Genomic DNA, 22,939 nt, shown 5'->3' with positions numbered 1-22,939 from the left:
ATTTATATAAGAGCGTTAGAGACAGAATCCTATGACCTTAAAAGCCCAGTCAACTCATGAGACTGAAAATATCGTAGGCAAAATCGATAAGATATTGATCGATGAAGCGCTAATAGAGAGTACTGCTAATGATAGTAGCCCTCTAATTAGCAGTGCACAGCCATTACAGCCGCTTTCTTATCGTCATGCCTTTATGTTGGTATTAAAACGTGATCTCACTATAGCTATGCGCCATAAAGATGACATGATTAATCCATTATTATTTTTTGTTATTGTGGTAACGCTTTTTCCTTTAGGTATTGGCCCCGAAGCTCAAACGTTAAGCCGTATTGCTCCGGGAATTATTTGGGTAGCAGCATTATTGGCCACTCTTTTATCATTGGACCGATTATTTAAATCCGATCACCATGATGGTTCACTTGAACAAATGCTACTAAGCCCACACCCCATTTTTATTTTGGTCTTAGCTAAAATATTTGCTCATTGGTTAATTACCGGCTTACCGCTGATTTTAATCGCACCACTGTTGGCAGTGCTACTGCATTTGGACGAAAACAGTTACACCGCATTATTACTGACTTTATTACTGGGTACACCGGTACTTAGCCTACTAGGTGCAGTTGGCGTTGCACTTACCGTGGGGATTAAAAAAGGTGGTGTATTGTTGAGCTTACTTGTTTTACCTCTTTACATTCCTGTTCTAATTTTTGCCACCAGCGCGATAGATACTGCCGCGCTTGGCTTACCTTACAGCGGTCAACTTGCTATAATCGCCGCATTATTTTTTGGATCTTTAACGCTCGCCCCCTTTGCTGTTGGGGCCGCCCTAAAAGTGAGTACCAACTGATGTGGAAATGGTTACACCCTTATGCAAACCCTGAAGTGTCTTATCACTTTACGAATAAGTTATTACCTTGGTTAAGTGTCTTATCGGCAATCTTTCTTAGCATTGGCTTAGTATGGGCATTATTGTTTGCTCCGGCTGATTATCAGCAAGGACACAGCTTTCGTATTTTCTATATCCATGTACCAGCAGCGTCTTTATCAATGGGCATTTATTTTGCCATGGCAGTAGCTGCGTTTAGCAGCTTAGTATGGCAATTAAAACTAGCTGACGCCTCTGCAGCAGCCATGGCACCCGTTGGCGCAAGTTTTACTGCAATTGCACTTATTACCGGTGCTGCTTGGGGTAAACCCATGTGGGGAACTTGGTGGATTTGGGATGCCCGATTGACCTCAGAGCTTATTTTATTGTTTTTATATTTAGGTGTCATTGCTTTACACAACGCTTTTGAAGATAAAAACTTAGCAGGTAAAGCTGCCGGAATTTTAACACTTGTCGGTGTGATCAATATTCCAATTATTAAGTACTCTGTTGACTGGTGGAATACTCTTCATCAAGGGTCTACGGTAAGTAAATTAGGTAAACCATCTATGTCACTTGATATGTTATGGCCTTTCATCTTTTGCTTTATAGGCTTTTCCTTATTAGTTGGCGTGATTATTTGTCTACGTTTTCGTAATGAAATTCTAGCACGTAATAGTATTCGTCCTTGGGTACGTGAACTAGTGAAAAATAACTCAAGTCAATAATTACGGTAACAATACAAAATTAGCAAGGTAGTTGGAGAGCACTCAATGCAATTTAATAGTTTTAGCGAATTCATCAATATGGGCGGGTATGGCTTTTATGTCTGGCTTTCTTTTGGCGCCGCCGCTTTGATACTTGCATGTCTCTTGATCAGCTCTAAAGCAGGTCATCAGAAAATAATCACACAAATAGCTAAGCGTAAGCAGCGTGAAGATAAACTTCGCCAAGCCAAAGCGCTTCGCAAGCAACAAAATAAAGCATTAAACGAGGTAACTGAATAATGAATCCACGCCGTAAAAAACGTCTTGCTATTGTTGGCTCTATCCTTATAGGTATAGGTATAGTTTCAGGTCTTGTTTTATATGCCTTAAGTCAAAATATTGATTTATTTTTTACTCCATCTGAAATCACGCAAGGGAAAAAAGATACGGGATTAAAACCAAGCGTTGGCCAGCGTATTCGTATCGGTGGTTTAGTAGTACCCGGCTCTGTCAAACGTGATCCAAACAACCTTAAGGTTTCATTTAAACTTAGTGACATGGCGATGCCTATTGTTTTCAATGATAGCGACCCGATGATAACCGTTTATTACGAAGGCATCTTGCCTGATCTTTTTCGTGAAGGACAAGGCATTGTTGCTAATGGTACGTTGGCAGAACATCCACCAACGGGCTTAAGTATTGAAGCCAGTGAAGTACTTGCTAAGCATGATGAAAACTATATGCCAGCAGAATTAGCCGAGGCTGCAGGACAAAAACACGATAAAGCTACTTACAGTGATAAACAGTTACAAAGCAAAGATAATTAACATAAATAGCAAGCCCATTAAGTTATTCTCCACTCATTGAGAATGAAAGGCTTAAAGGCATGGCATTGATTGAAGAGAGTGATTATTTATCAATATAGACACAAAAAAGGTGACACCATGTCACCTTTTTATTTATGCTGAAGACCTGCAATAACTATTAATGCCAGTACTCGTTCACAAGTTTATCACCTACACTATTGATAACATCTATTTCACCGTCACAAACTGCCACTATGGTTTTACCACGCTTAAAGTTCTGTGGAATAATCATATCTCCATAGGCATTCAAGCTAAAACACTGCGTTTTGCGATACATAGATAAATCTTTATCACAACAATAGATGACCGTTACTTTCCTTTTAGCTTCACACATAATTAAATCCTTTTTAATATATTGTTTATCACTCTGCTTAAGTTGATTACTCCCCTCAATTCCATTTAATTAAAAGAGGTCAGACCTTAATCAGTAAAGTTATACTAATATGGTTAAACCAGTAGGTCAAGACTGTAGCACTTGAGTGAAATATGTTTTAAACATCAATTATTCAAGTATTCCGGCGCTATTCAATTAAAATAAACCATTGAATTCATGACATAAAAAAACCTCAATTAGATTTTTTAAAATAGATCTGTCTTGAGGTTTTCTTAATTGTGCTTAAATAACCGCTTAATTTAACTTATTTCCATGACTTCATTTTGCAGCCTTTTACAGCGTAGAATAAAATGAAGGCATAACATGGCAACATAACAATATAGCCACCTTGAAGGTCTATGGCCTGCCCGCTTGTACCACTAGCAATACTCCAAAATAATGGGCCAAAAGCACCACCAGAAATCCCCATCACCAACAGAGCAGAGCCTACACTGGTTAATTTCCCCATACCTGAGAGCGCTAATGGAAAAACTGCTGGCCAAACAATAGCGTTAGCAAGCCCTAAAAAAGCTATCAAAATTAATGTATCTGGTAATGGCGCATCACCTAGAATAAATGACAATGAGTTAGCGATCGCAAATGAAGTATTATCTCCAAAGACAACACCAAGCGTAAGTGTCAAACCTAAAACAGCTGAAACCATCAAGGCTGTTTGTTGTGAGATGAAACGAGGAATAAGTAAGATACCTAATATATAGCCTAACACCATACAGCCCATAGTATAAGAGGTCATAACACTATAGTTTTCAACGCCTAATGCAAGCGCAAAAGCGCCAATGGTATCTCCAGCAATAACTTCTACCGCAACATATAAAAATAATGCTACAACACCCAATGCCAAGTTTGGATGAGCAAGCGCTTCTTTCAGGTGCCCTCTGTTTCCGCCCTCTTCAGCTTCACTAGCAAGTTCTGGTAAAGGAGATTTTTTCACTGCAAAACCTAAAATACCAATAAACAAAGCCATACCTAAATAAGGTAAAATTAACTTATCAGCCATTGCATCAATTTGAACTTGGCTTAACTCAGTACCTACCGTGTCACTAAAGCCGCTTAGAATTAATGCGGTAAAAACGATAGGAGCGACAACACCCGCGCCTTTATTCAAGATGCCCATGATAGAAATACGTGCCGCGGCAGATTCTTCAGGGCCAATGCGTACTACATAGGGATTGACAGCTGTTTGAAGTAAGGTTTGTCCTGTACCCATAACCAACTGAGCTAATAAAAATAAAGGAAATATTTGTGTTTTAGCTGCCGGTATAAAAAGTAAACCAGCAAGCATCATTGTCCCCATACCTAACGCCATGCCATTTTTATAACCCACTTTTCGAATGATTGCCGCAGAAGGTAAAGCGGTAAAAGTAACCGCAATGTAAAAAGAAAATAATATTAGCGATGCCTGAAATGGAGTTAATTGTAAAATTTGCTGCAAGTAAGGCATTAAGGAGCCATTTAACCAGGTAGCAAAACCTAGGATAAAAAACAACCCGGCAACGATCACCATGGGCACAGCATTACTCTGCTTTTTCTCTTGTGTTAAAGACATTTCCATAATTTCCTCGTTAACTTGCGTAATTATTATTGCTTAAATCGTTTTGTAGTTTCTGCTCTTCATGGTGCAGGTTTAATAGAAAAAGTAAGTTACTTGTAAACTAAACTCTTTCACCTGAAATCCAGGTTTCTTTTACAGATAAATCATCATTCAATACCAGCATATCCGCTTGTTTTCCTAGGGTAAGTTCACCACGTATTACCGTTTGGTTTTGGTATAAATATTGTGCAGGATATAAACTGGCCATGCGAATAGATTCACTTAACTCAATCCCTAACCTTTGATGGGTATTTTTCACCGCACTTGCCATATCTAATGAAGAGCCAGCTAGTTCACCGGTCGTAGACGTAAGCTTACCGTTATCGACATACACGGTACGATCGTATAAAGCGAATTGGGTTTGATCAGTACCAACTGGCGGCATTGCATCTGTGACTAAAAACACTTTACCTTGCGGCTTAGCTTGAATAGCTAATCTACAACTGGCGTCATCAACATGAAAACCATCAACAATCAAACCACAGCTAGTATGGTTATTTAAAAGCGCCGCGCCAACAACGCCCGGCTCGCGCCCTTGTAATGGTGACATAGCATTAAATAAATGCGTAAAACCACTCGCGCCTGCATTAATAGCTTGTTGAGTCGTTTTATAATCGGCATTGGTGTGGCCTAGGCAAACTTTAATATCTAACTCAACCATACGACTAATGTCTTCGGTACTGACAGTTTCAGGTGCAAGGGTAACAATAATTTGCCCAATATCTTGGCGAGATAGAATTTTCCATTCAGCATCAGAAATCGGTCGAATATAGTTGGCACAATGAGTACCTTTTTTTTCAACAGATAAATGTGGCCCTTCAAAATGAATACCGACAATACCGGGAACAGCTTCATTTATCGCTTGAGCAATGGCGTCTGCAGCTTGCTGCATTACTTCAACTTTATCGGTAATTAAAGTTGGCATCATGGCTGTGGTACCAAACTTTGCATGAGCAGACATGATTTTTTTTAGATTATCAACCGAGGGGGAATCATTAAATAATGCGCCACCTCCACCATTTACTTGCAAATCAATATAACCAGGAACAACTAAACCGGTAACGCTAATATCACTATTACTAATATCTTGATCTATATCTATAATTTGACCATCGACTATGGTTAATACTTGATCATCGAAAAAAGTATACCCATCAAAAAGTCGTTTAGCATAAAAGCGTTTTTGTGTCATGAAATGTCCTAGGTTATCAAGTTCGATTAGTGGTGATATTATAGCAAGTGGCACATTTTGTTAATGCATCTGATTTGTAAAATCATTACTCTACTTGCTGTTTAGCCTGCTGCTGTCTAGCGAAAATTACCGAACCTACTTCAGGTGCATTTAATGGTGTTGATAACAAATCATTAATGTCATCAGCCAGCCAAAATTTGAGTCTTGGCGTTAGTCCACCCAGCATAGACATGCGCGGTGGCTTTTGTACTAACAATGTTCGGGCAATATTATTAATATACTCCGCCCCTTCTGTAACAATAGCTAGCGCCACTTTATCGCCAGCCTCTGCCGCATCAAATACTAAGTTAGCTTGCTGTGCATAGAAAGTTGCTTTTTGGCTAGCGACCGCTTCAACCAAATCAGTATCATCTTTACAATTAAGTTTATTCAACAGCACTGCTGACATCGACGTAGGCTGAACTAAGCCATCAAGTGATAATAAAACCTGTTTAACCCCTTGCAAGCCAAACCAAGCGCCACTACCTTTATCACCATGAGGAAAACCATGAGCGCCAACAATCGTGTGTTGCTCATCCACACAAGTAAAACCGCATGATCCCGTTCCACTGATAATTACAGCACCGTCTTTACCATCATGAGCGCCAAGACAGGCAATTAATAAATCAGTTGCTAGATGCATCTGTTTAAAAGGGTGTTGCCACGAAACCATCTGATCAAACAACACCGGAATATTAACCCCAGCTAAGCCAACGCCAGCCACTAGTTCGTTTAATTCAATGTTGTCTAGACCAGCATCTTCAAGTGCTGATTTTGCCGACTCTGTTATTGAATTAGTCGCCTGCTCAAAACCATGTAATGGATTGCCAGGACCTGAAATGCCCGTACCAAGTATTTCATTATCTTTATTCATAATAATGGCTTTACATTTACTACCACCACCATCAATACCTAAAAATAATTTATTGCTTTTGTCACTACTTGTCAGCATACCGGCCCCATATTAACTGCTCGAACTTTTAGTTTTTTTCATCTTAGCTAGAAATGACAGCGTTGTCATTTGTTTTTTTAAATAAAGTTACAACTTTTTTAAAAAATGTTACCTGATGTAAATTAACTCGCTGATAAAATTGGATATATCAGCGAGCTAATTTTAGCATTACTCCTTTACTCGGGTAATACGGCTTGTTCTCGAACCATTAGTGCTACGACTTCTAAGACTTACTTCACCTGAAACAGCAATAGGCGTTTGATAAGTAAGCCATTCTCCACCTTTGATTTGATATTCAATTGTCAGCCCAGGAAAGGCAATATTGGCGTATAACTTACCCATTTGAATCACCGCACCTACGGTCGGTAAACGATAATCTATTTGTGCAAGCTCAAGTTTAGCAAACTCTTTTTGCCCTAACGTATTGGCAAATAAAGCCCATTGGCTATCTCGCATGGTCCTTAATTCAGTAGTAAAAATATTACTTTGTTGAGAATATTTTGCTCCTTGATAATTATAAGGTACTGCCCAATCTGCAAGATGCCAAGCGCGTTCTGCAAGGGCTAATAAACGCGGAAAAACTTTATGTTCAACCATGTCATCCGTACGTACATTTTCACTCCACAACTGTCCCTGAATCCCTAAAAACTTTTTCCCTGGTGCAAGGCCTGATTTCGTATCATCGGCAACATAAGCGTTGTCTTCTCTGTCTAACCAAAACTCTGCATGAATGGGTAAATTTTCAGGCATAAATTGAAATACTTTCTCAGTATTAGTATGGCGTGAGGCCCAATAGTAGCCATGTTCTTTTGGGTCAGCTTCGTGGGGGAAATCAAAGTATAAAACGTCGGGGCTAGAAATGACGACTTGCCAATCTCTGTTTGCTAATCGGTGTACTTTCTCATGCCCTGCCCAAGCTAAGGTATCCCAAGCATTAGCTTGAACAATAGCCGGCATATTATCAACTCGAGTATGTTCCATGCCATCACTCCATCCGGCGGTTTCAATCTCAAGTTCAGAGAGTATTCCAGCTACGCGTTCGATGAAATAAGCTCCTAGTTCACTCATCTTTGTCACGCCCTGGTCATTTTTTGCAACAAATGCTTTACAGGCGGGCGATTCTAACCAAGCTCCAGCTGTTTCATCGGCACCTATATGATAACGCGTCAGGGGTTGGCCAGCATCTGCATGAATTTTTTTCACCTGACTCATCACTTCGATAACAAAATCATAAGATGAATCTAAGCAGGCATTTATGGTGTTATCGCTATAAAATTGTACCGAGGAATATTGCGTATTATCTTCAAAATCTTCGAGTAAAAATTGTTTAGCTTTTGCTTCATCTTCCAATGCCATGTATTTTTTATAGCGGGCCGTCATCGCTTTAATCGATGCCCGAGAGTGACCAGGCATATCAAGTGAAGGGATCACTTGAATATGACGAGCGGTTGCCGCTTGCAAGATTTCATGATACTCACTAACACTGTAATAACCACTGACCGATGAATCTTCATCAACACCTGCGCCTAACTGAGAAATCAAGCAGTTCTCTTCAGTCACATCAAAGCAACGCTTAGCACCAATATCTATTAATTCAGGCAAACTTGGGATTTCTAGACGCCAGCCTTCATCATCACCAAGGTGTAAATGCAGTTTATTTAACTTATATGCTGCCATTTGATCAAGCAGCTTTAGAATAAATTCTTTCGAATGGAAGTTTCGAGCAACATCGACTAACATGCCACGAAAAGCAAAATGTGGTTCGTCATCAACTTCAATCAACGGGATGCGCGATTCATCAACAGTCACCAAACTTGCTAGCGATTGCAGGCCATTGAACACACCATTACCATCAACACCGACGATAGTAATTTCTTTCTCGGTTACCGCTAAATGATAGCTGCCGATAACCTTGTCCTTATTACGTACAATACTTAAATGAAGCGGTAAGCCGACCGTACTTTGCTTAACGCCTAAATGATCTAGACGCGAAATAGCGGCATCGACATCACTATGCTTTACATTACCTAAAGAGATAGCGATGCCGTTACTTATGTCGACAAAACCATCATTGATATCAAGGGTAACCGATTTAGGCGTTGGAATAATGGCTTGAATAGCCGCCAACTTATCTTCGACAAGCACAGAGTTACGTTGATATAGTTTTTCACTCGTTAACCACTGGGTCTTGTCTGAAGCTGTGCGCTTAAATTGCGTTTTTTCATCGGTAAACGGTTCAACATAGGGTAGTATTTCCAGACCAGTGTCTTTATCGATGTAGGGCACTGTACTTTCAATTACACGCGCATCTAAAGTCGGCGCACTAACAATATAGTTTGGTAAAGCATCAGTCTCACTCAGTGACCAAAACATAGCACGGAATGTTAGCTTTTTTGTTTCTCCTGCAGAAAAGCCAGAATAGTTGTCTTGTAAACTTATAACATGTAAGTCACCGTTTAAGTGTTTTACGGTAAAATCGTCACTTTCAAAGGACTGAATAGGCGAAATTTGACTAAAATGAATGGTCCAATCTTTTGCGGCAATTGTTTTTTTCGCAGTGAAACTTAACTCCACTTCAAAGCAGGCACCATCAGCTATTTTACTGTCGCATTTATCTGTTGGTATATTGGTAACGACACGATAATTTACATCCAAATTCTGAGCTATCTTGTCGATGTCACGCTGAGTAACTGAATAGATTGCCTGTAAGTTAATTTTTTCTCCCGTATCAACCGCTGGTTCTGGATATTTTTCACAACCGAGTAAAGATAAACTAGCGGCAATTGTAAATGCCCACTTAATTTTATTCATCTTGCTAATGTGCATGTTAAAGGACCTTTTACAGTTTCAAATACAAACTGTGTTGCTTAATATGTTATTGATGCCCTCACTATCCATAATTTTGACAGCGCTGTCAAATCTAAGTATATTGATTTTTGAACTGTTGATTTATTCAATATAAATTACTATTACTCACATTACTTTCATCAACTATGAGTCAAATGAAAAATATAAAAGTAAATCCAGACTATAGCCTGCAAAAACTTTCCATTCCCGGGACTTCTTTGCATGTGTTGGTCATAGATGAATTTCTATTTAATACAGACGCTGTCACTCATTTTGCTCATAACATTGCTTATTTTAAGCCAATGTTTGCTGATAACACTTTATTTCCTGGTATGCGGGATAAAATGCCGATGCCTTATACCCGGTTATTAAAGCATTTTTTTGAAACGTTTATTTTGCCAGATACTAGACCTGAGTCATGCTATCAAACGAGTTTTTATAGTAGTTTATTATCATTAGTGACTTGCGAACCATCACTACTTACCGTGAATCAAAAAATGCCACATGTCGACTCTTGTCATAATGACGATTATGCTTTTGTTCATTACTTATCTTCACAAGAGCTTGGTGGGACTAGTTTTTATTGTTACAAGCCAAAAAAACTAGTGCAGTTTCAGCAAGAGCACAAATCGGTATTACCTGAGATAGTAGCCAAAGTAACCGATAGCCAGGGAGACCATGATGGTTACATTACTGAGAGCACAAGCCTTTTTGAGAAAATCCTGACTATTGACGCTAAATTTAACCGTTTAGTTATTTACCCAGCAAATGTCCTACATAGTGCAAACTTGGCTTCATCAAATAATTACTGCGGTGATTTAAATCAAGGTAGATTATCTATTTCTTCATTTGCCAGTATCAACATAATGTAATCATCAATTCCGTTATAAATATGTTTTTATTTTATTTATTAAAAAATGATCCTTATAAACGATTATAAAAGACAACTCTGGAGTATAAATTTTCATGACACCTTTAAATAATAAGCAACATGCAAACCTAAGAATACAAAAATCTAATGACGTTTCTCGTTTTAAGAACCAGCATTTGATACCAATAACTGTCCAAGACTTCATTCCACTGTCCACTGAGTTCCCTATTGTTTTCGTAAAGAATGAAGAGACTGGGCAATTTATCAGTGTCGCAGTAATGGGGATTAGATCAGGTATTAACCTTTATTGCCAAGATGTGGAATGGACTTGCGCAGTAGCTCCCATAGGCTTTCACAACGCACCACTTAGTTTAGTAAAAACGAGTGACAATAGTGATGAAGTCACCGTTTGTTTTGATGAAAAAAGTTCATTTATAAGTACCGATAGCGGTGAAGCCTTATTCGACGAACAAGGCCGACAAACTGAATTCTTAAAGAGAAAAACACAAGCATTGTTAAGTGTTGCTGAATTTACAGAGCAAACTCAAGCGATCATCCATATTCTTGCCCAAAAGAAGCTTCTCACCTCTAAACAATTAAACGTGAAGTTAGCCCGTGAAGAAGAGCCTATGTTACTTAGCGGGATCTACCTCATTGATGAGAAGGTATTAAACGCTCTATCTGCACAAGAGTTTGAGGAACTTAGATTACAAGGCTTACTACCGTTAATTTACGCGCACTTAGCCTCATTACACCAGATTACTCGCTTGGCAATCAAACAAAATGAATTCGAAGTAAAATAGAGAGAAGTTAATATGTCAGTAATCAGCTCACAACCTAAAAAAATAATAATAATTGGTGGCGGTAGCGCTGGATGGATGGCTGCGAGTCTTATTCATAAAGCATGGGCTAAAAAAGGCACCAAGATATTACTGATAGAGTCTGATGTGATAAGTAAAATAGGCGTAGGCGAAGGTTCAACACCTTCATTACGATTATTTTTCAATCACTTAGGTATAAGTGAGCAAGAATGGATGCCACAATGCAATGCTACCTATAAATGCGGCATTAGTTTTCCTGGCTGGACTAATACTGATGATCCCGCTTTTGCTGACTATCCTGCTTATATACACCCTTTTTATTCTCAGGCTGATTGGAAAACAGGCAATGCCTTTATGCATAATGCTCGTTTAAGGCGTGAAGGTGTAGATGTACCGGCTCACCCTGATAATTATTGGCTTCAATCTTATTTAGCAAAAAGCTTTAAAGCACCAATCGCTCGCCAGCAATTAAGCGATGAAATGGATTATGGCTACCACTTTGATTCTGCTTTGGTTGGTGATTTTTTAAAAAAACGCCTGCTAAATATGGGGTTAAATCATTTAACTGATACTGTTGATGGTGTTGAATTAGATGATAGTGGCCAAATATCTAGTGTGATAACTAAGCGTAATGCTGCACAAAGTGCAGATCTTTTTATTGATTGCACAGGTTTTGCGGCACGTCTAATAAGACAAGCGCTTAACGTTGACTTTGTCGATTACAGTGACTGTTTATTTAATGATAGAGCTATTGCCATACAGTCACCTATCGATTGTTCAAGGGACATTCCTTCTCAAACAACATCTACTGCCCTTTCTGCTGGTTGGGCCTGGCAGATCCCCCTCAGTAATCGCTATGGAAACGGTTATGTTTATTCTTCTAAATATATTAGTGATGAAGAGGCAGAGAAAGAACTAAGAAAGCATATAGGCCCAAGTTGTCTAGGTGAAAAAGCTAGAATGATTAAAATGCGCTTAGGTCGCTTAAGCCAACATTGGCATAAAAATGTGCTTGCTGTGGGATTATCGCAGGGCTTTATCGAGCCATTAGAAGCAACCGCATTGATGTTAATTCAACATACAGTTGAGTCTTTCATTAGTAGTTACGAAGATATGCAGCTAAGTAAGAGGGACATTTTAGCCCAACAAGACATTTATAATAGCCAGTTAAATGAAGTCTTTGAAAGTATTAAAGATTACATTGTCGCTCACTATCGCCTAAATTCGCGTACTGATAGTAAATACTGGTGTGATAATAGAGAGAATAAGAATAATTCGGCACGCTTAAAGGCGTTACTTTCTGCCTGGAGTACACCAGGTGGAGACTTCGAAGCAGAGCTGCATCGACATAATGCCGAGTTAACTTACTTCGCACCGAGTTGGTATTGTTTGTTTTCTGGTAAAGGACACTTTCCAACCTCATTAAATAAGCCAAGTGCAAATACTAAAGTTGCCCCTACCACTGAAATAATCAAGTATTGCCACCAAGTAAGCAAACAGTTTTATAACCATAATGAGCAACTTGAAAAAGTATACGGTGAACGGTTAGACATCCTGTAGACCGTACTTCTTAATTTTATTAATTAACTCCCTATGATTAGGCAGTTGAAGGTTAAGTTGAGCCGCTATAGCTTTTATACGTTCAGCCTGCTCTTTTGCTTTATCATGATCAGAGCTCGGTAAATATGCTAACTGAGTCTTATAGCGCATTCCGTAAAGTACATATAAATAATTGTCATAATCAAATACTTCAAATTTACTAAAAAAATCTTCTTTTTGGGGGCTAAATTGCTGCCATAAGTCTAAACGTGCCTTTAATGAGCCAGGAATAGTCTCTTCTTTCTGATTATCCATCCAAAATTTTGAGTCTGTGCGATCAGAAATGCAGTAATGTAATTTAATAAAATCTACAACTCTATCCCATGCATAACCCATCACATGATTAAAACGCTGCTCCAACAGAATCATTTGTTCGTTTGATTCAGGAAAACGATCGGCTAAAAAGCTTGCGGCAAAATCAGTCAACAAAATAGAAGTGGCTTCTAGCGGCTCTAAGAAACCTTGAGCTAGGCCTAATGACACACAGTTTTTATGCCAAAACTTTTCTCTGTGCCCCACTTTCATTGGTAACTTACGATAAGTAAGCCCTGATGAGTTGCCTTTTAAATAGTGATCCAACTTAGCTTTAGCTTCATCATCAGACATGTGATTATCAGAATAAACAAAACCGACACCACGACGATTAGTTAAAGCAATATCCCAAATCCAGCCAGCCTGGTGCGCTGTGGCAACGGTATAAGGTGGTATTTCATCGGTTTCTTCAGTAGGTACTTGCACAACTAATGCAGAATTAACCAGTAATTCTTTAGACTTGTCCACAAAGGGGACGTTAAGCGCCTTACCTGACAGTAAAGACTCAAAACCAGTACAATCTAGATAGAAGTCAAATTCCAGTTTACCAAGCTCTTTCGTATTTAATGCAGCTATACTGCCAGTGTTACTTAATTCAACATTAGTAACATTTGCTTTTATATGCTCAATAGCAAACTTCTCTACCGCGTTTTTACATAATAAATGTGCAAATTTAGCCGCATTTAAATGATAAGCATAGCCGAGCATACCTTCATACTCTGGTGTAGTGATTGATTTTGGCGCTTTATTATGTTCACACGCACTATGCTGAGGGGAAAGCATATCGGCATACCTGTTAGCTTGCCCATGCTTTAGCCAGTAAGGAGTTAAATCCTCAGAAAACTTATCAGGTGCATCAAATAGATGGTGAAAAAAATTATCGTTGCCATGCTTTTGCTTATCCATCCAATTTACAAATTTAATGGATTGCTTGAACGTTACATCACACTCTCGAATAAACTCCGTTTCACTAATACCAAAGCTTGATAAGGTTTTCCTGATATTTGGCACAGTGCCTTCGCCAACACCAATGGGGGCAATATCAGGAGATTCAATCAAAGTAACTGTAACTTCACCATTGCCTTTAAATTTTTTGCCTAAATGATTAGCAGCTAACCAACCTGCCGTGCCCCCACCAACAACAACAATTTTTTTCATGGATAGAACTCCTAATATTTGAGCACTTCAAGGTAATTTTTATGCTACTAACAATACAGTAATTGGCTTATAAAAAAACCCAGCATAGGCTGGGTTTTTCTCATTATACAGCTTACAAATTACCGTTTAGAAACGTACAGCTACGCCCACTTTATAGCGAGCTTCACCTTCGAAACTCCATGCTGGGTAGCCATGTCTAAGCTCAGGTTTAACTTCTGCATCACCTGATGCAACACCTACTTGAACACTATCTTCTTCAAGAATGTTCGCTGCTTCAAAGGTGACGTCTAAGTAATCTGTCGCAGACCAAGTTGTACTTAAATCTAATGTACCGTAGTCTTGATGTTGACGTTGACCATAGAAACCAGACTCACGAATCATGTACTCTGAACGCCAGTTATAAGCTAAACGCGCTGAGAAGTTGTCATTTTCATAATAACCGACTGTATTTACAGTGTGTTTAGATGAATCTGAGAAAACACCAATTTGGTCAGGGTAGTTAGATGCTGGAGAGCCTGCATCAGCATAGGTATAGTTTACAGAGTAACCAAAACCATTCTCAAAAGCGTCTTGAAGTTGTATTTCAACACCCTTAATTTTACCACCAGTGGCATTTTCTTTATCAATAATAGTCCAACAGTCATAAACACCAACACCACATGTACTGCCGCCTGCTGCAATCAGATCATTATCTTCAATACCTACTTGTTGATTAAGCTTTTGCACTGTAGTGACAAACGTATTCACTTCTTTTAAGAAGTAAGTTGCACTGAACATACCCTCTTCGCTGAAGTACCATTCCGCACCTAAGTCCGATTGAAATGCTTTGAATGGGTTTAGTGTGACGTTACCACGCTGAACACGTTCGTTTCCAGCAGTACCGTCGTTGTAACCTGGTAAACCAGAGCTAGCAAACATATCAGAATAGTTAGGGCGAGACATAACTTGTGCTGCAGACATGCGTAAAATAACATCTTCTGCTAAATCAAAAGCAACATTAATACTTGGTAATACTTCACTGTACTCAACCTTATCAGTTGATAAGCTATCAGCATACTGACCTTGTGCATCTAATGCATAGTAGTCAGATGATGCATCTGTTGTTACGTAACGAAAACCGAAGTTACCACGGAAACCTTCACCATCAAAATCAGCCATAGCATATATAGCTAAGTTTTCTTCCTCTACAGTACCGTAACCATCTTTAGCCTCAGTATAACCGTCGATAAATGAGTATGAATCAGAAATCATGGCATCAAAGTTAGGCTTAGGTAAGGTAAAACCAGCACCTGAAGTCATAGTACCAGAGTAAAATGCTGAAGCATCTTGTCCAACAATATCTGAAGAGTTAGCATTCAATGTTTGTTGTGAAACAGAGTGGTCCGCGTAACGGAAACCTGTTTTAATTGAACTAATTGCGCCTAACTCTACAGGAACTTCAACATCAATATTTACATAAGTTTCTTCGTCTGAGTTAGGTTGTTTTTTTAGTGCCCAACCAGCTGATGCAATATCTGCATTGAAATCACTCGCATCAAATGATTTGTTTGCAATATCAATAGCGATTACATCGCCTGTGGCATCATATGTTCCAGCAAAGTCAGCTGGCGTACCAATGAAAAAACCGTAGTTCGAAGTAAGGTTGGTACCACCTTCAGATTTAGTATTACCTACTCGACCAGAAACGGTAAAGTTTTCAGCTTCATATTTCCAATCAAAATCGTAAGTATCCGACGTCATTCCTGTTGAACGAGCCCATGTTTGTGCCCAACCAGGATTAGCACCAGTACCTGGACGACGGTAGAATGTACAAGTATTATCGGCATTGGTTTGCTCACAGATAGCATCTTTATCATCTGGGAACATTGTAAATAAAGAGGTATTTAAATTATCCGCTTCAAGGTCTAAGCTTGTTACTGTAACACCAAACTCTAATTCTTCAGTAGGAGCATATTGCACTGCAAGGTTTAGTGAAGTACGTTTACGCATTTGTTGGAAAGTTGAAGGAACGATATCACCCCAACCGACTAAAGACTCAATACCATTACGTTGATATTCTTTATCAGCGACAGAGCCAGCAACTAAAATACCGAAGTTTTCATCATCATTTTTCCAGCTGTATAAAGCAGATACTTCTGGGTCAACTTCTTCTGAAACTGTACCGTAATCGCCTTTAACACTTGCGAAAAGTGTGTTTGCATCAAGATCAAATGGCTTACGAGTTTTAACGATAACAGTACCACCAACGCCGCCTTCAACTATGTCAGCTTGCGATGATTTGTATACTTCAATACCACCAACTAACTCTGAAGGTAACATTGAATAGTTAAAGCTGCGGTCAATATCTTGTTGGTCATACCAACCAGTAGAAGCAACACTATGCCCATTTAATAAAGTACGTGTTAATTGTGCAGAAGCACCACGAATTGAAACTTGTGAACCTTGACCAAACTGACGGTTAACTGCAACACCAGGAATACGTGCTAATGACTCACCAACATCACCGTCTGGAAATTTACCAATATCTTCTGATGATACAGCATCCATTACAGCGTTTGAAAAACGCTTAGCATTTAAGGATGCTTTTAATGAGCCACGAATTCCGGTTACTTGAATGACTTCAACTTCGTCTTTGTTTATTTCAGAAGCGGCTTCTTCGGCAGCCATAGCTTGTGATGATACACCAGCTAGGATCAGAGCTATTGAGCTCTCTAACACGCCTTTTTTAAATGTTATAGTTGACATCGACTTTCCCTTACACACGTTTTGTTTTTTAAAATGTTTTTTATATTTACTTATAATAATGAATCTGGTTTTACGACAGCGCTGTCAATATTTAATGACAACGCTGTCATAAGACGTAATAAACCATACCGTTTATTTTTACGTTTGACCAGAATAAATTAACTCAAAACTGCATAATGATTACATATAATTACTAAGCAACTGAATAAAAAGGAATTATTTATTTGTTGTTTTTGTCATTAAATCGTAACTATCGAAATAATTATCAGTTTTCGTATAATAAAAACACGTAAAATATAGCAAGATGAATTTATATACCTTTTTTAAGAATAAAAAATCACTAAAATAATATGAATAAACTAGCTGAATATTTTATGAGAAAATTTGAACGGCAGATAAAAAAAAGCTAATACCATTAGTTATGGTATTAGCTTTGGTCTTGGAATCAACTACCGCCAATTTCTAGCTTACAGAATAAACCTTAGATAAGTCTATGTCGTCACGACTTGTATGCTGTAAATTAATGCTACCTTTTAATCGGTTGACTACTTTGCCGACTGATAAAACTTCAGTAAGCTGGACGTTGAACAATCATGCTGAGTTGAAATATTGTCAGTTTGTAACTCATTCTGTATTTCTGCAGCTAGACCTTTACCCAGTTCAACCCCCCATTGATCGAAAGAGCATATCTGTAAAATGATGCCTTGAACAAATATTTTGTGTTCATAAGCTGCAATTAAGCTACCTAAATTTCTCGGGTTGATGCACTTCAATAAAATGGTGTTTGTCGGTCTGTTGCCTTTATGCACTTTATGTGGAGCAACTTTGTCGATGTAATCAGCATTACGACCTTTTGCTTTAAGATCGGCCCGAACTTGCTCTTCATTAACACCAGCCATCAAGGCTTGTGTCTGGGCAAAAAAATTGGCCATCAAGGTTTCATGATGTCCCTTGACAGGGGTAACACTTTTAACTGAACCAATGAAATCAGCTGGCACAACATTATTACTTTGATGTAAATACTGATAAAAAGCATGTTGGCCATTGATGCCTAACTCTCCCCAAATAGAGGGTACAGTTGCATATTTAATTTCCTCGCCATCCCAGCTAACCGATTTACCATTACTCTCCATTTCAGCTTGTTGCAAATACGCAGTTAACATATGCAAAGTTTGATCATAAGGCAGGATAGCTTGTGACTGAGAGCCAAGGAAAGTGGTATTCCAAACACTAATCAATGCCAGAATAGCAGGAAGGTTATCTTTTAACGGTGCCTCGATAAAGTGCTGATCCATATCATGAGCGCCTGCAAGTAATTCTTCGAATTTATCAAAGCCGAGATCCAGCGCAATCGCTAGACCTATCGCTGACCAAAGCGAAAATCGACCACCGACCCAATCCCACATATCAAAAATGTTCTGCTCTTCTATACCAAAGCTCATAGCATTCTCTTTGTTGGCAGTAACGGCAACAAAGTGTTTTGCAACTGAGGTCTCATCAAACGAAGCGCTTGTTAACCAATTAATGGCTGTACTAGCATTGGTCATAGTTTCAGTGGTAGTAAACGTTTTACTCGAAACAATGAACAGAACTTTTTCTGGCTCTAATGGACGCAACACTTCAGCAATTTGTGCCCCATCAACATTAGAGACGTAATGAACATTTACACTGCCGTCGCTATAATGCTTTAACGCTTCGGTTACCATTTGTGGGCCAAGATTTGAGCCGCCGACCCCAATATTAACAATGTCTGTAATACGTTTACCTGAGTAACCTAACCAATGCCCCTGACGTACCTTGTTTACAAAGACTTTCATCTCTGCTAATTGATTTTTCACATGCTCAGTTACATTTTCTCCTTCAATAATGAAGGCTTCATCGCTTTGACGACGCAACGCCGTGTGTAATACTGCACGGTCCTCAGTTTTATTTATCTTTTCACCAGCAAACATTTTTGCTCGCCAATCACAAACTTGTGTCTCTTCAGCAAGTGCTAATAATGCATCGAGTGTTTCTGTATCGATTAAGTTTTTAGAATAATCGAGCAACATATTTGGCAATTCGATAGAGAACTTATTAAAACGTTCGCTGTCCTGTGCAAACAAGGTATTCATGTGCTGTGATTTTTTATCTTGGGCAAGTAGCTGAAGCTTTTTCCAGCTAGCAAGAGTTTGACGAGACGACATACTAATTCCTATAAGATGTTTTTGAGACAATTATCGACGTTATCATTACAGTTAACATGAGTATTTGTATTGTTGAACCATGATGATTTGTAATCTTTTCATACTACATTATAAAAAAATGACAGCGCTGTCAATTACTGTTACTCTAAATAATACTGTAAAGTCTTATAGATTACTACGGACTGGCTATGCAATAATTACTGTATTCTGGCAAAGTCAGTATGTTTATAAAAATAAGAACAAGGTTATCTGTAGATGAAAGCAACAATCAATGACGTAGCAAAACAAGCGGGCGTATCAATAAAAACTGTTTCTCGTGTTATCAACAAAGAAGTTTCAGTGCGTCAATTAACCCGAGAAAAAGTACAAAAGGCTGTCGAAGAGTTAAATTACCAACCTAATTTAGCCGCGCGTAATTTAGCCGGTGCAAAATCATTTTCTGTTGCCTATATTTACGATAACCCAAACGCTTATTACATCATTGATATGCAAGAAGGCATCTTGTCTGCCTGCAAACAGCAAGGCTTTGAGCTATTAATTCACCCATGCGATGCTAAAGACAAAAATATTACCGAAGAGGTAGTAAGTATGGTTAAGCATGCGCGCATTGCAGGCTTAATTTTGACTCCCCCTTTATCCGAAATGCCTGAGTTCGTTCAGTCATTGGTAGCCCTTGATGTAAAAGTCGTCCGTATCATGTCTGGTGACGTGGCTCCAGATGAACTTAGCCCCTGCGTTATGGTGAATGATAGAGATGCTGCACAAACAATTACTCAACACCTCATTGATTTAGGGCATAAAGATATTGGCTTTATTGCTGGTGATGCAAAACACATGTCAACCGTTGAGCGTTACAAAGGATACAGAAGGGCCTTAAAAGAAAGTAACATTGACTTTGATAAAGAGCTAGTTATCGAAGGAGAATACTCTTTTGATTCAGGTGTTAGTGGTGCAAAACAGTTGATGTCTGTAGAAAAAAATAAGACGCGCCCAACCGCAATTTTTTCCTGTAACGATGAGATTGCGGCTGGTGCTTTATTTGCCGCAAGACTAATGAATATATCTATTCCAGAACAATTATCCATCGTAGGGTTTGAAAATAGCCCCTTCTCTCGACAAACGTGGCCAAAACTGACTACCGCTGATCAGCCAAATAACCAAATAGCAGAAGATGCGGCAAACTTACTAATCAGTCAAGTTCGTAAGCAAAAGAATCAAACAACTATCAGCCAGTACATTCCAAAACTCATCATCAGAGACTCAACAGCAAAATGTTAGCCCATAATTTTTATGCAGAAATAATACAAGCATTATGATTTAAATAACCTAAAGAATAATGGATTCAGTTTATTTAATGTTAAACGTATCGTCTATTTTTTTCATTCTTGCTAAGTGATTCAAGTGTGCTTTTCTTGCTGCAAAAATAAAAATCGCTATAACAACTGTTATCGAGAGAGCGAGTACAGTAGGTTCTTGTGATAGTGCACGACTAAGCCATTCCATGGTTTACTTTCCTTAGTGTATTAAAATCCTGTTAAATTTACCTATCAGCTGGTTCAAATTAGTAAGCGCCAGCTAGTCAGCTGGGAGAAACTGACTAGTTATTCGGCACATATTAAGATATTTAGTACAGGTGTTCAAGCCTTAACGTAATTAACTACGCTCTAAGATTATTCTTCAAAATATGTGCCCCAGCCATCATAGTCGACACCACATTTTTTTGCCAACTCAAACATAGCTTGTGTTTCTTTTTTAATTAAATCCACATCTAGCATTTGCTCTGTCGCAATATCAAATGCAAAGACTTTATCGCCATTTTCTAATTCAGCTTCTTCAGGCTCTTCAATTTCGTGCCCTAATTTAAACGCAGCGATAGCAGCCTTTTCTAATAAATCAAAATCACTACTGGCAAAGTGATGTTCAATGGTGTGATAGACTTCGTCATTTGTTCCATCTTCAAGAAGCTCAGAAATTAGCATTTCAGTATGGCTAAACCATTGTTGTAGTTCTTCATCAATCATTTTCATTACCTATTTAAGTTTTATTACCAACGAGGGTTATTTATTATGATAAGCCGCAGCTTCAATCGATAATTGCTCAATTTTAGTGGACATTAATTCATGAACGTCATTGACTTTTGATCGCAAACTATCTCGGCTGGTATCATCAAGGTGAATTGGATCTAAGAATTCGATAATAATTTTACCATTATCCCATCGATTTAAATTAATAGTTCCTTCTTGATTACTGGCACAAATGGGCACAACCGGAACATCTGCTTGAATAGCGGTACGAAAAGCCCCTGTTTTAAAAGGCAATAAACCTCTACCTCGGCTGCGTGTACCTTCAGGAAACATCCACACAGAAAGCTTATCTTTCTTTATTTTATCTGCGGTAAGTTCAATAGTATTAATTGCTTTATTCGTGTTTTTTCGGTCAATCAAAATATTACCGGTTAACCAATACATTTGTCCAAAAATAGGAATCCACTTTAAGCTTTTTTTACCTACGCTGACAGTACCTGGCAATACAGCATTAGCATGAGTAATAAGATCATAACTATTTTGATGATTTGCCATCCACACAACTGGACCAATATCTTTAATCGATGCAGGAACTCTCAACTCGACCTCAAGTCCAATAAGTTTGGTAATTTTCCCTATAAATGTTGCTGTATGATAAACATTATTACGATGAAAAGGGCGTAATAAACAATATAAAATAGAGATAATGCAAATGATAAATAACGCCAAGGTCATTAAAATAATACGGATTACAGCTAGCAAATAATACTCCAGCATTGTTAGCTAAAAAAATAATATGGGCGAGTATACAGAAAAAACAAATAATAAGGTAAAGCTATTATTTATTTATGCTAGGAATTGGCTATGGGGATCATAATAGTCCAATACTGCGCTATTTATTTTGCTAGCAATGCAATATTGAACACTTTGTAAATGGCTAAACTAAGACGCTATATTGTTAAACATGTAGCCTTGACCCCATACTGTTTCTATCTGGTTATTCTTCATACCTGCGATAGTTAGTTTTTCCCGTAATTGTGACATTCGCACATCCAAGGTCCGTTCTACTCCATTATATACTCGTCTAAGTAAAGTACTATAGAGTTGATCTCGAGATAAGATCTTTCCTTGATGTTCGACCAGAGACTTCAGTAAGTTAAATTCAAAGGTTGTTAACTTCACTACTTCACCATTAATAAAACACTTTTGTGATTTGGGCTGTAAACACACATCTCCCATTGTTAAGCTTGCTAATTTAACTTGATTGGCCTTACTATTTTGACGACGAAATAAAGCCTCAATTCGCATCATCAATATTCGACTATCAAGGGGTTTTAATAAATAGTCGTCCACACCTAACTTAAACGCGTCAACCTGCTCTTGTTCGCTATTCTTGTTCGTAACAATAACAAGTAGACCGTCAAATAAAGCGCGAAGATCTCGTATTATTAATAATTTTGTACAGTCAGAAAAGCCGACATCTAGCACTATCATGCTTGGTCTATGATTTACCAAGTAGTTTTCAAGCTCCTGATTTAAAACCTCACCTGCGCGAATTGCTGTGGTTTGGTAAGTCGACTGATGACCGTTATCTGAAAACGCTTTACTGAGGTAATGATCATTTTCAATCAATAGTAGCTTTTGTTGTAATTGATTATCACCTTTAGTTTCAAGTGCTTGTGTATTTTCAACAAGTTCAATACTTGATGCCATGACAGACTCCTTAAAATTAAATAATTTTTTGATGATTAAACTATAAAATAAATTTTC

General features: G+C 38.3%; 20 protein-coding genes. 8 read left to right on the top strand and 12 right to left on the bottom strand.

Annotated features, from left to right (window positions below; all coding sequences use genetic code 11):
• The first annotated feature begins 193 nt into the window (after positions 1-193).
• The 4 genes from ccmB to ccmE are packed head-to-tail and all read left to right on the top strand — an operon-like array spanning position 194 to position 2,399.
• Complete coding sequence (ccmB, locus tag ND2E_RS0122020; RefSeq protein WP_033095782.1) at positions 194-847, top strand: heme exporter protein CcmB; 654 nt, start codon at positions 194-196, stop codon at positions 845-847.
• Positions 847-1,593, top strand: a complete 747-nt coding sequence (locus tag ND2E_RS02495) for a heme ABC transporter permease (protein WP_033095552.1) — start codon at positions 847-849, stop codon at positions 1,591-1,593. Before ccmB ends, ND2E_RS02495 begins: the two co-directional genes overlap by 1 nt.
• A 45-nt stretch (positions 1,594-1,638) precedes the next feature.
• Positions 1,639-1,872 carry a heme exporter protein CcmD gene (ccmD, locus tag ND2E_RS02500; protein ID WP_033095551.1) on the top strand — a complete coding sequence of 78 codons (234 nt, stop codon included), beginning with the start codon at positions 1,639-1,641 and terminating at the stop codon, positions 1,870-1,872.
• Positions 1,872-2,399, top strand: coding sequence for a cytochrome c maturation protein CcmE (gene ccmE / locus ND2E_RS02505; protein WP_033095550.1), 528 nt, complete (start codon positions 1,872-1,874; stop codon positions 2,397-2,399). The genes ccmD and ccmE overlap by 1 nt, the downstream gene beginning before the upstream one ends.
• A 157-nt stretch (positions 2,400-2,556) precedes the next feature.
• On the opposite strand, the gene ND2E_RS02510 is transcribed toward ccmE, so the two are convergent.
• The 5 genes from ND2E_RS02510 to ND2E_RS02530 all read right to left on the bottom strand — a co-directional run bounded on the left by ND2E_RS02510 (position 2,557) and on the right by ND2E_RS02530 (position 9,417).
• A complete protein-coding gene (locus tag ND2E_RS02510; protein WP_033095549.1) occupies positions 2,557-2,772 on the bottom strand; it encodes a TIGR02922 family protein in 216 nt (71 codons plus the stop codon).
• A 304-nt stretch (positions 2,773-3,076) separates the two neighbouring features.
• The gene (gene nagP / locus ND2E_RS02515; protein WP_395858450.1) at positions 3,077-4,384 is read right to left on the bottom strand and encodes an N-acetylglucosamine MFS transporter NagP; all 1,308 of its coding nucleotides are present in this window, start codon (positions 4,382-4,384) and stop codon (positions 3,077-3,079) included.
• A 100-nt stretch (positions 4,385-4,484) separates the two neighbouring features.
• The gene (gene nagA / locus ND2E_RS02520; RefSeq protein ID WP_033095548.1) at positions 4,485-5,615 is read right to left on the bottom strand and encodes an N-acetylglucosamine-6-phosphate deacetylase; all 1,131 of its coding nucleotides are present in this window, start codon (positions 5,613-5,615) and stop codon (positions 4,485-4,487) included.
• Positions 5,616-5,700: 85 nt separating this feature from the next.
• Positions 5,701-6,606 (bottom strand): N-acetylglucosamine kinase, encoded by a 906-nt coding sequence (gene nagK, locus ND2E_RS02525; RefSeq protein ID WP_033095547.1) that lies wholly within the window; start codon positions 6,604-6,606, stop codon positions 5,701-5,703.
• Positions 6,607-6,774: 168 nt separating this feature from the next.
• Positions 6,775-9,417: a family 20 glycosylhydrolase gene (locus ND2E_RS02530; RefSeq protein WP_033095780.1), complete on the bottom strand. Its 2,643-nt coding sequence runs from the start codon at positions 9,415-9,417 to the stop codon at positions 6,775-6,777.
• Positions 9,418-9,608: 191 nt separating this feature from the next.
• Here ND2E_RS02530 and ND2E_RS02535 point away from each other — a divergent pair, with 191 nt between their 5' ends.
• From ND2E_RS02535 to ND2E_RS02545, 3 genes are all read left to right on the top strand, one after another.
• On the top strand, positions 9,609-10,325 hold the full coding sequence (locus ND2E_RS02535) for a DUF6445 family protein (protein ID WP_033095546.1): 717 nt from the start codon (positions 9,609-9,611) through the stop codon (positions 10,323-10,325).
• Between the two features lie 94 nt (positions 10,326-10,419).
• On the top strand, positions 10,420-11,127 hold the full coding sequence (locus tag ND2E_RS02540) for a SapC family protein (RefSeq protein WP_033095545.1): 708 nt from the start codon (positions 10,420-10,422) through the stop codon (positions 11,125-11,127).
• A 12-nt stretch (positions 11,128-11,139) separates the two neighbouring features.
• Complete coding sequence (locus ND2E_RS02545) at positions 11,140-12,705, top strand: tryptophan halogenase family protein (protein WP_033095544.1); 1,566 nt, start codon at positions 11,140-11,142, stop codon at positions 12,703-12,705.
• Here the strand turns inward: ND2E_RS02545 and ND2E_RS02550 are convergent.
• The 3 genes from ND2E_RS02550 to pgi all read right to left on the bottom strand — a co-directional run bounded on the left by ND2E_RS02550 (position 12,691) and on the right by pgi (position 19,145).
• Positions 12,691-14,214, bottom strand: a complete 1,524-nt coding sequence (locus ND2E_RS02550; protein ID WP_033095543.1) for a tryptophan halogenase family protein — start codon at positions 14,212-14,214, stop codon at positions 12,691-12,693. The two genes, ND2E_RS02545 and ND2E_RS02550, sit on opposite strands and share 15 nt — an antisense overlap.
• Positions 14,215-14,340: 126 nt before the next feature.
• Positions 14,341-16,959: a TonB-dependent receptor gene (locus tag ND2E_RS02555; protein WP_033095542.1), complete on the bottom strand. Its 2,619-nt coding sequence runs from the start codon at positions 16,957-16,959 to the stop codon at positions 14,341-14,343.
• 545 nt (positions 16,960-17,504) lie between these two features.
• A complete protein-coding gene (pgi, locus tag ND2E_RS02560) occupies positions 17,505-19,145 on the bottom strand; it encodes a glucose-6-phosphate isomerase (RefSeq protein ID WP_033095541.1) in 1,641 nt (546 codons plus the stop codon).
• Between the two features lie 255 nt (positions 19,146-19,400).
• On the opposite strand from pgi, the gene ND2E_RS02565 reads away from it, so the two are divergent.
• Positions 19,401-20,423: a LacI family DNA-binding transcriptional regulator gene (locus ND2E_RS02565; RefSeq protein ID WP_033095540.1), complete on the top strand. Its 1,023-nt coding sequence runs from the start codon at positions 19,401-19,403 to the stop codon at positions 20,421-20,423.
• Between the two features lie 69 nt (positions 20,424-20,492).
• Here ND2E_RS02565 and ND2E_RS23215 read toward each other — a convergent pair whose 3' ends face one another.
• From ND2E_RS23215 to ND2E_RS02580, 4 genes are all read right to left on the bottom strand, one after another.
• A complete protein-coding gene (locus ND2E_RS23215) occupies positions 20,493-20,648 on the bottom strand; it encodes a hypothetical protein (protein WP_190277869.1) in 156 nt (51 codons plus the stop codon).
• 167 nt (positions 20,649-20,815) lie between these two features.
• Positions 20,816-21,166, bottom strand: coding sequence for a ribonuclease E inhibitor RraB (rraB, locus tag ND2E_RS02570; RefSeq protein ID WP_033095539.1), 351 nt, complete (start codon positions 21,164-21,166; stop codon positions 20,816-20,818).
• Positions 21,167-21,202: 36 nt separating this feature from the next.
• On the bottom strand, positions 21,203-21,931 hold the full coding sequence (locus tag ND2E_RS02575) for a 1-acylglycerol-3-phosphate O-acyltransferase (protein ID WP_033095538.1): 729 nt from the start codon (positions 21,929-21,931) through the stop codon (positions 21,203-21,205).
• Between the two features lie 180 nt (positions 21,932-22,111).
• A complete protein-coding gene (locus tag ND2E_RS02580; protein WP_033095537.1) occupies positions 22,112-22,882 on the bottom strand; it encodes a response regulator transcription factor in 771 nt (256 codons plus the stop codon).
• Positions 22,883-22,939: the final 57 nt, after the last annotated feature.

It is taken from the genome of Colwellia psychrerythraea (assembly GCF_000764225.1).
Lineage (GTDB): Bacteria > Pseudomonadota > Gammaproteobacteria > Enterobacterales > Alteromonadaceae > Colwellia > Colwellia psychrerythraea_D.
The sequence above is the reverse complement of the archived record's forward strand: the minus strand, read 5'-3'. Positions and strand labels throughout refer to the sequence as shown.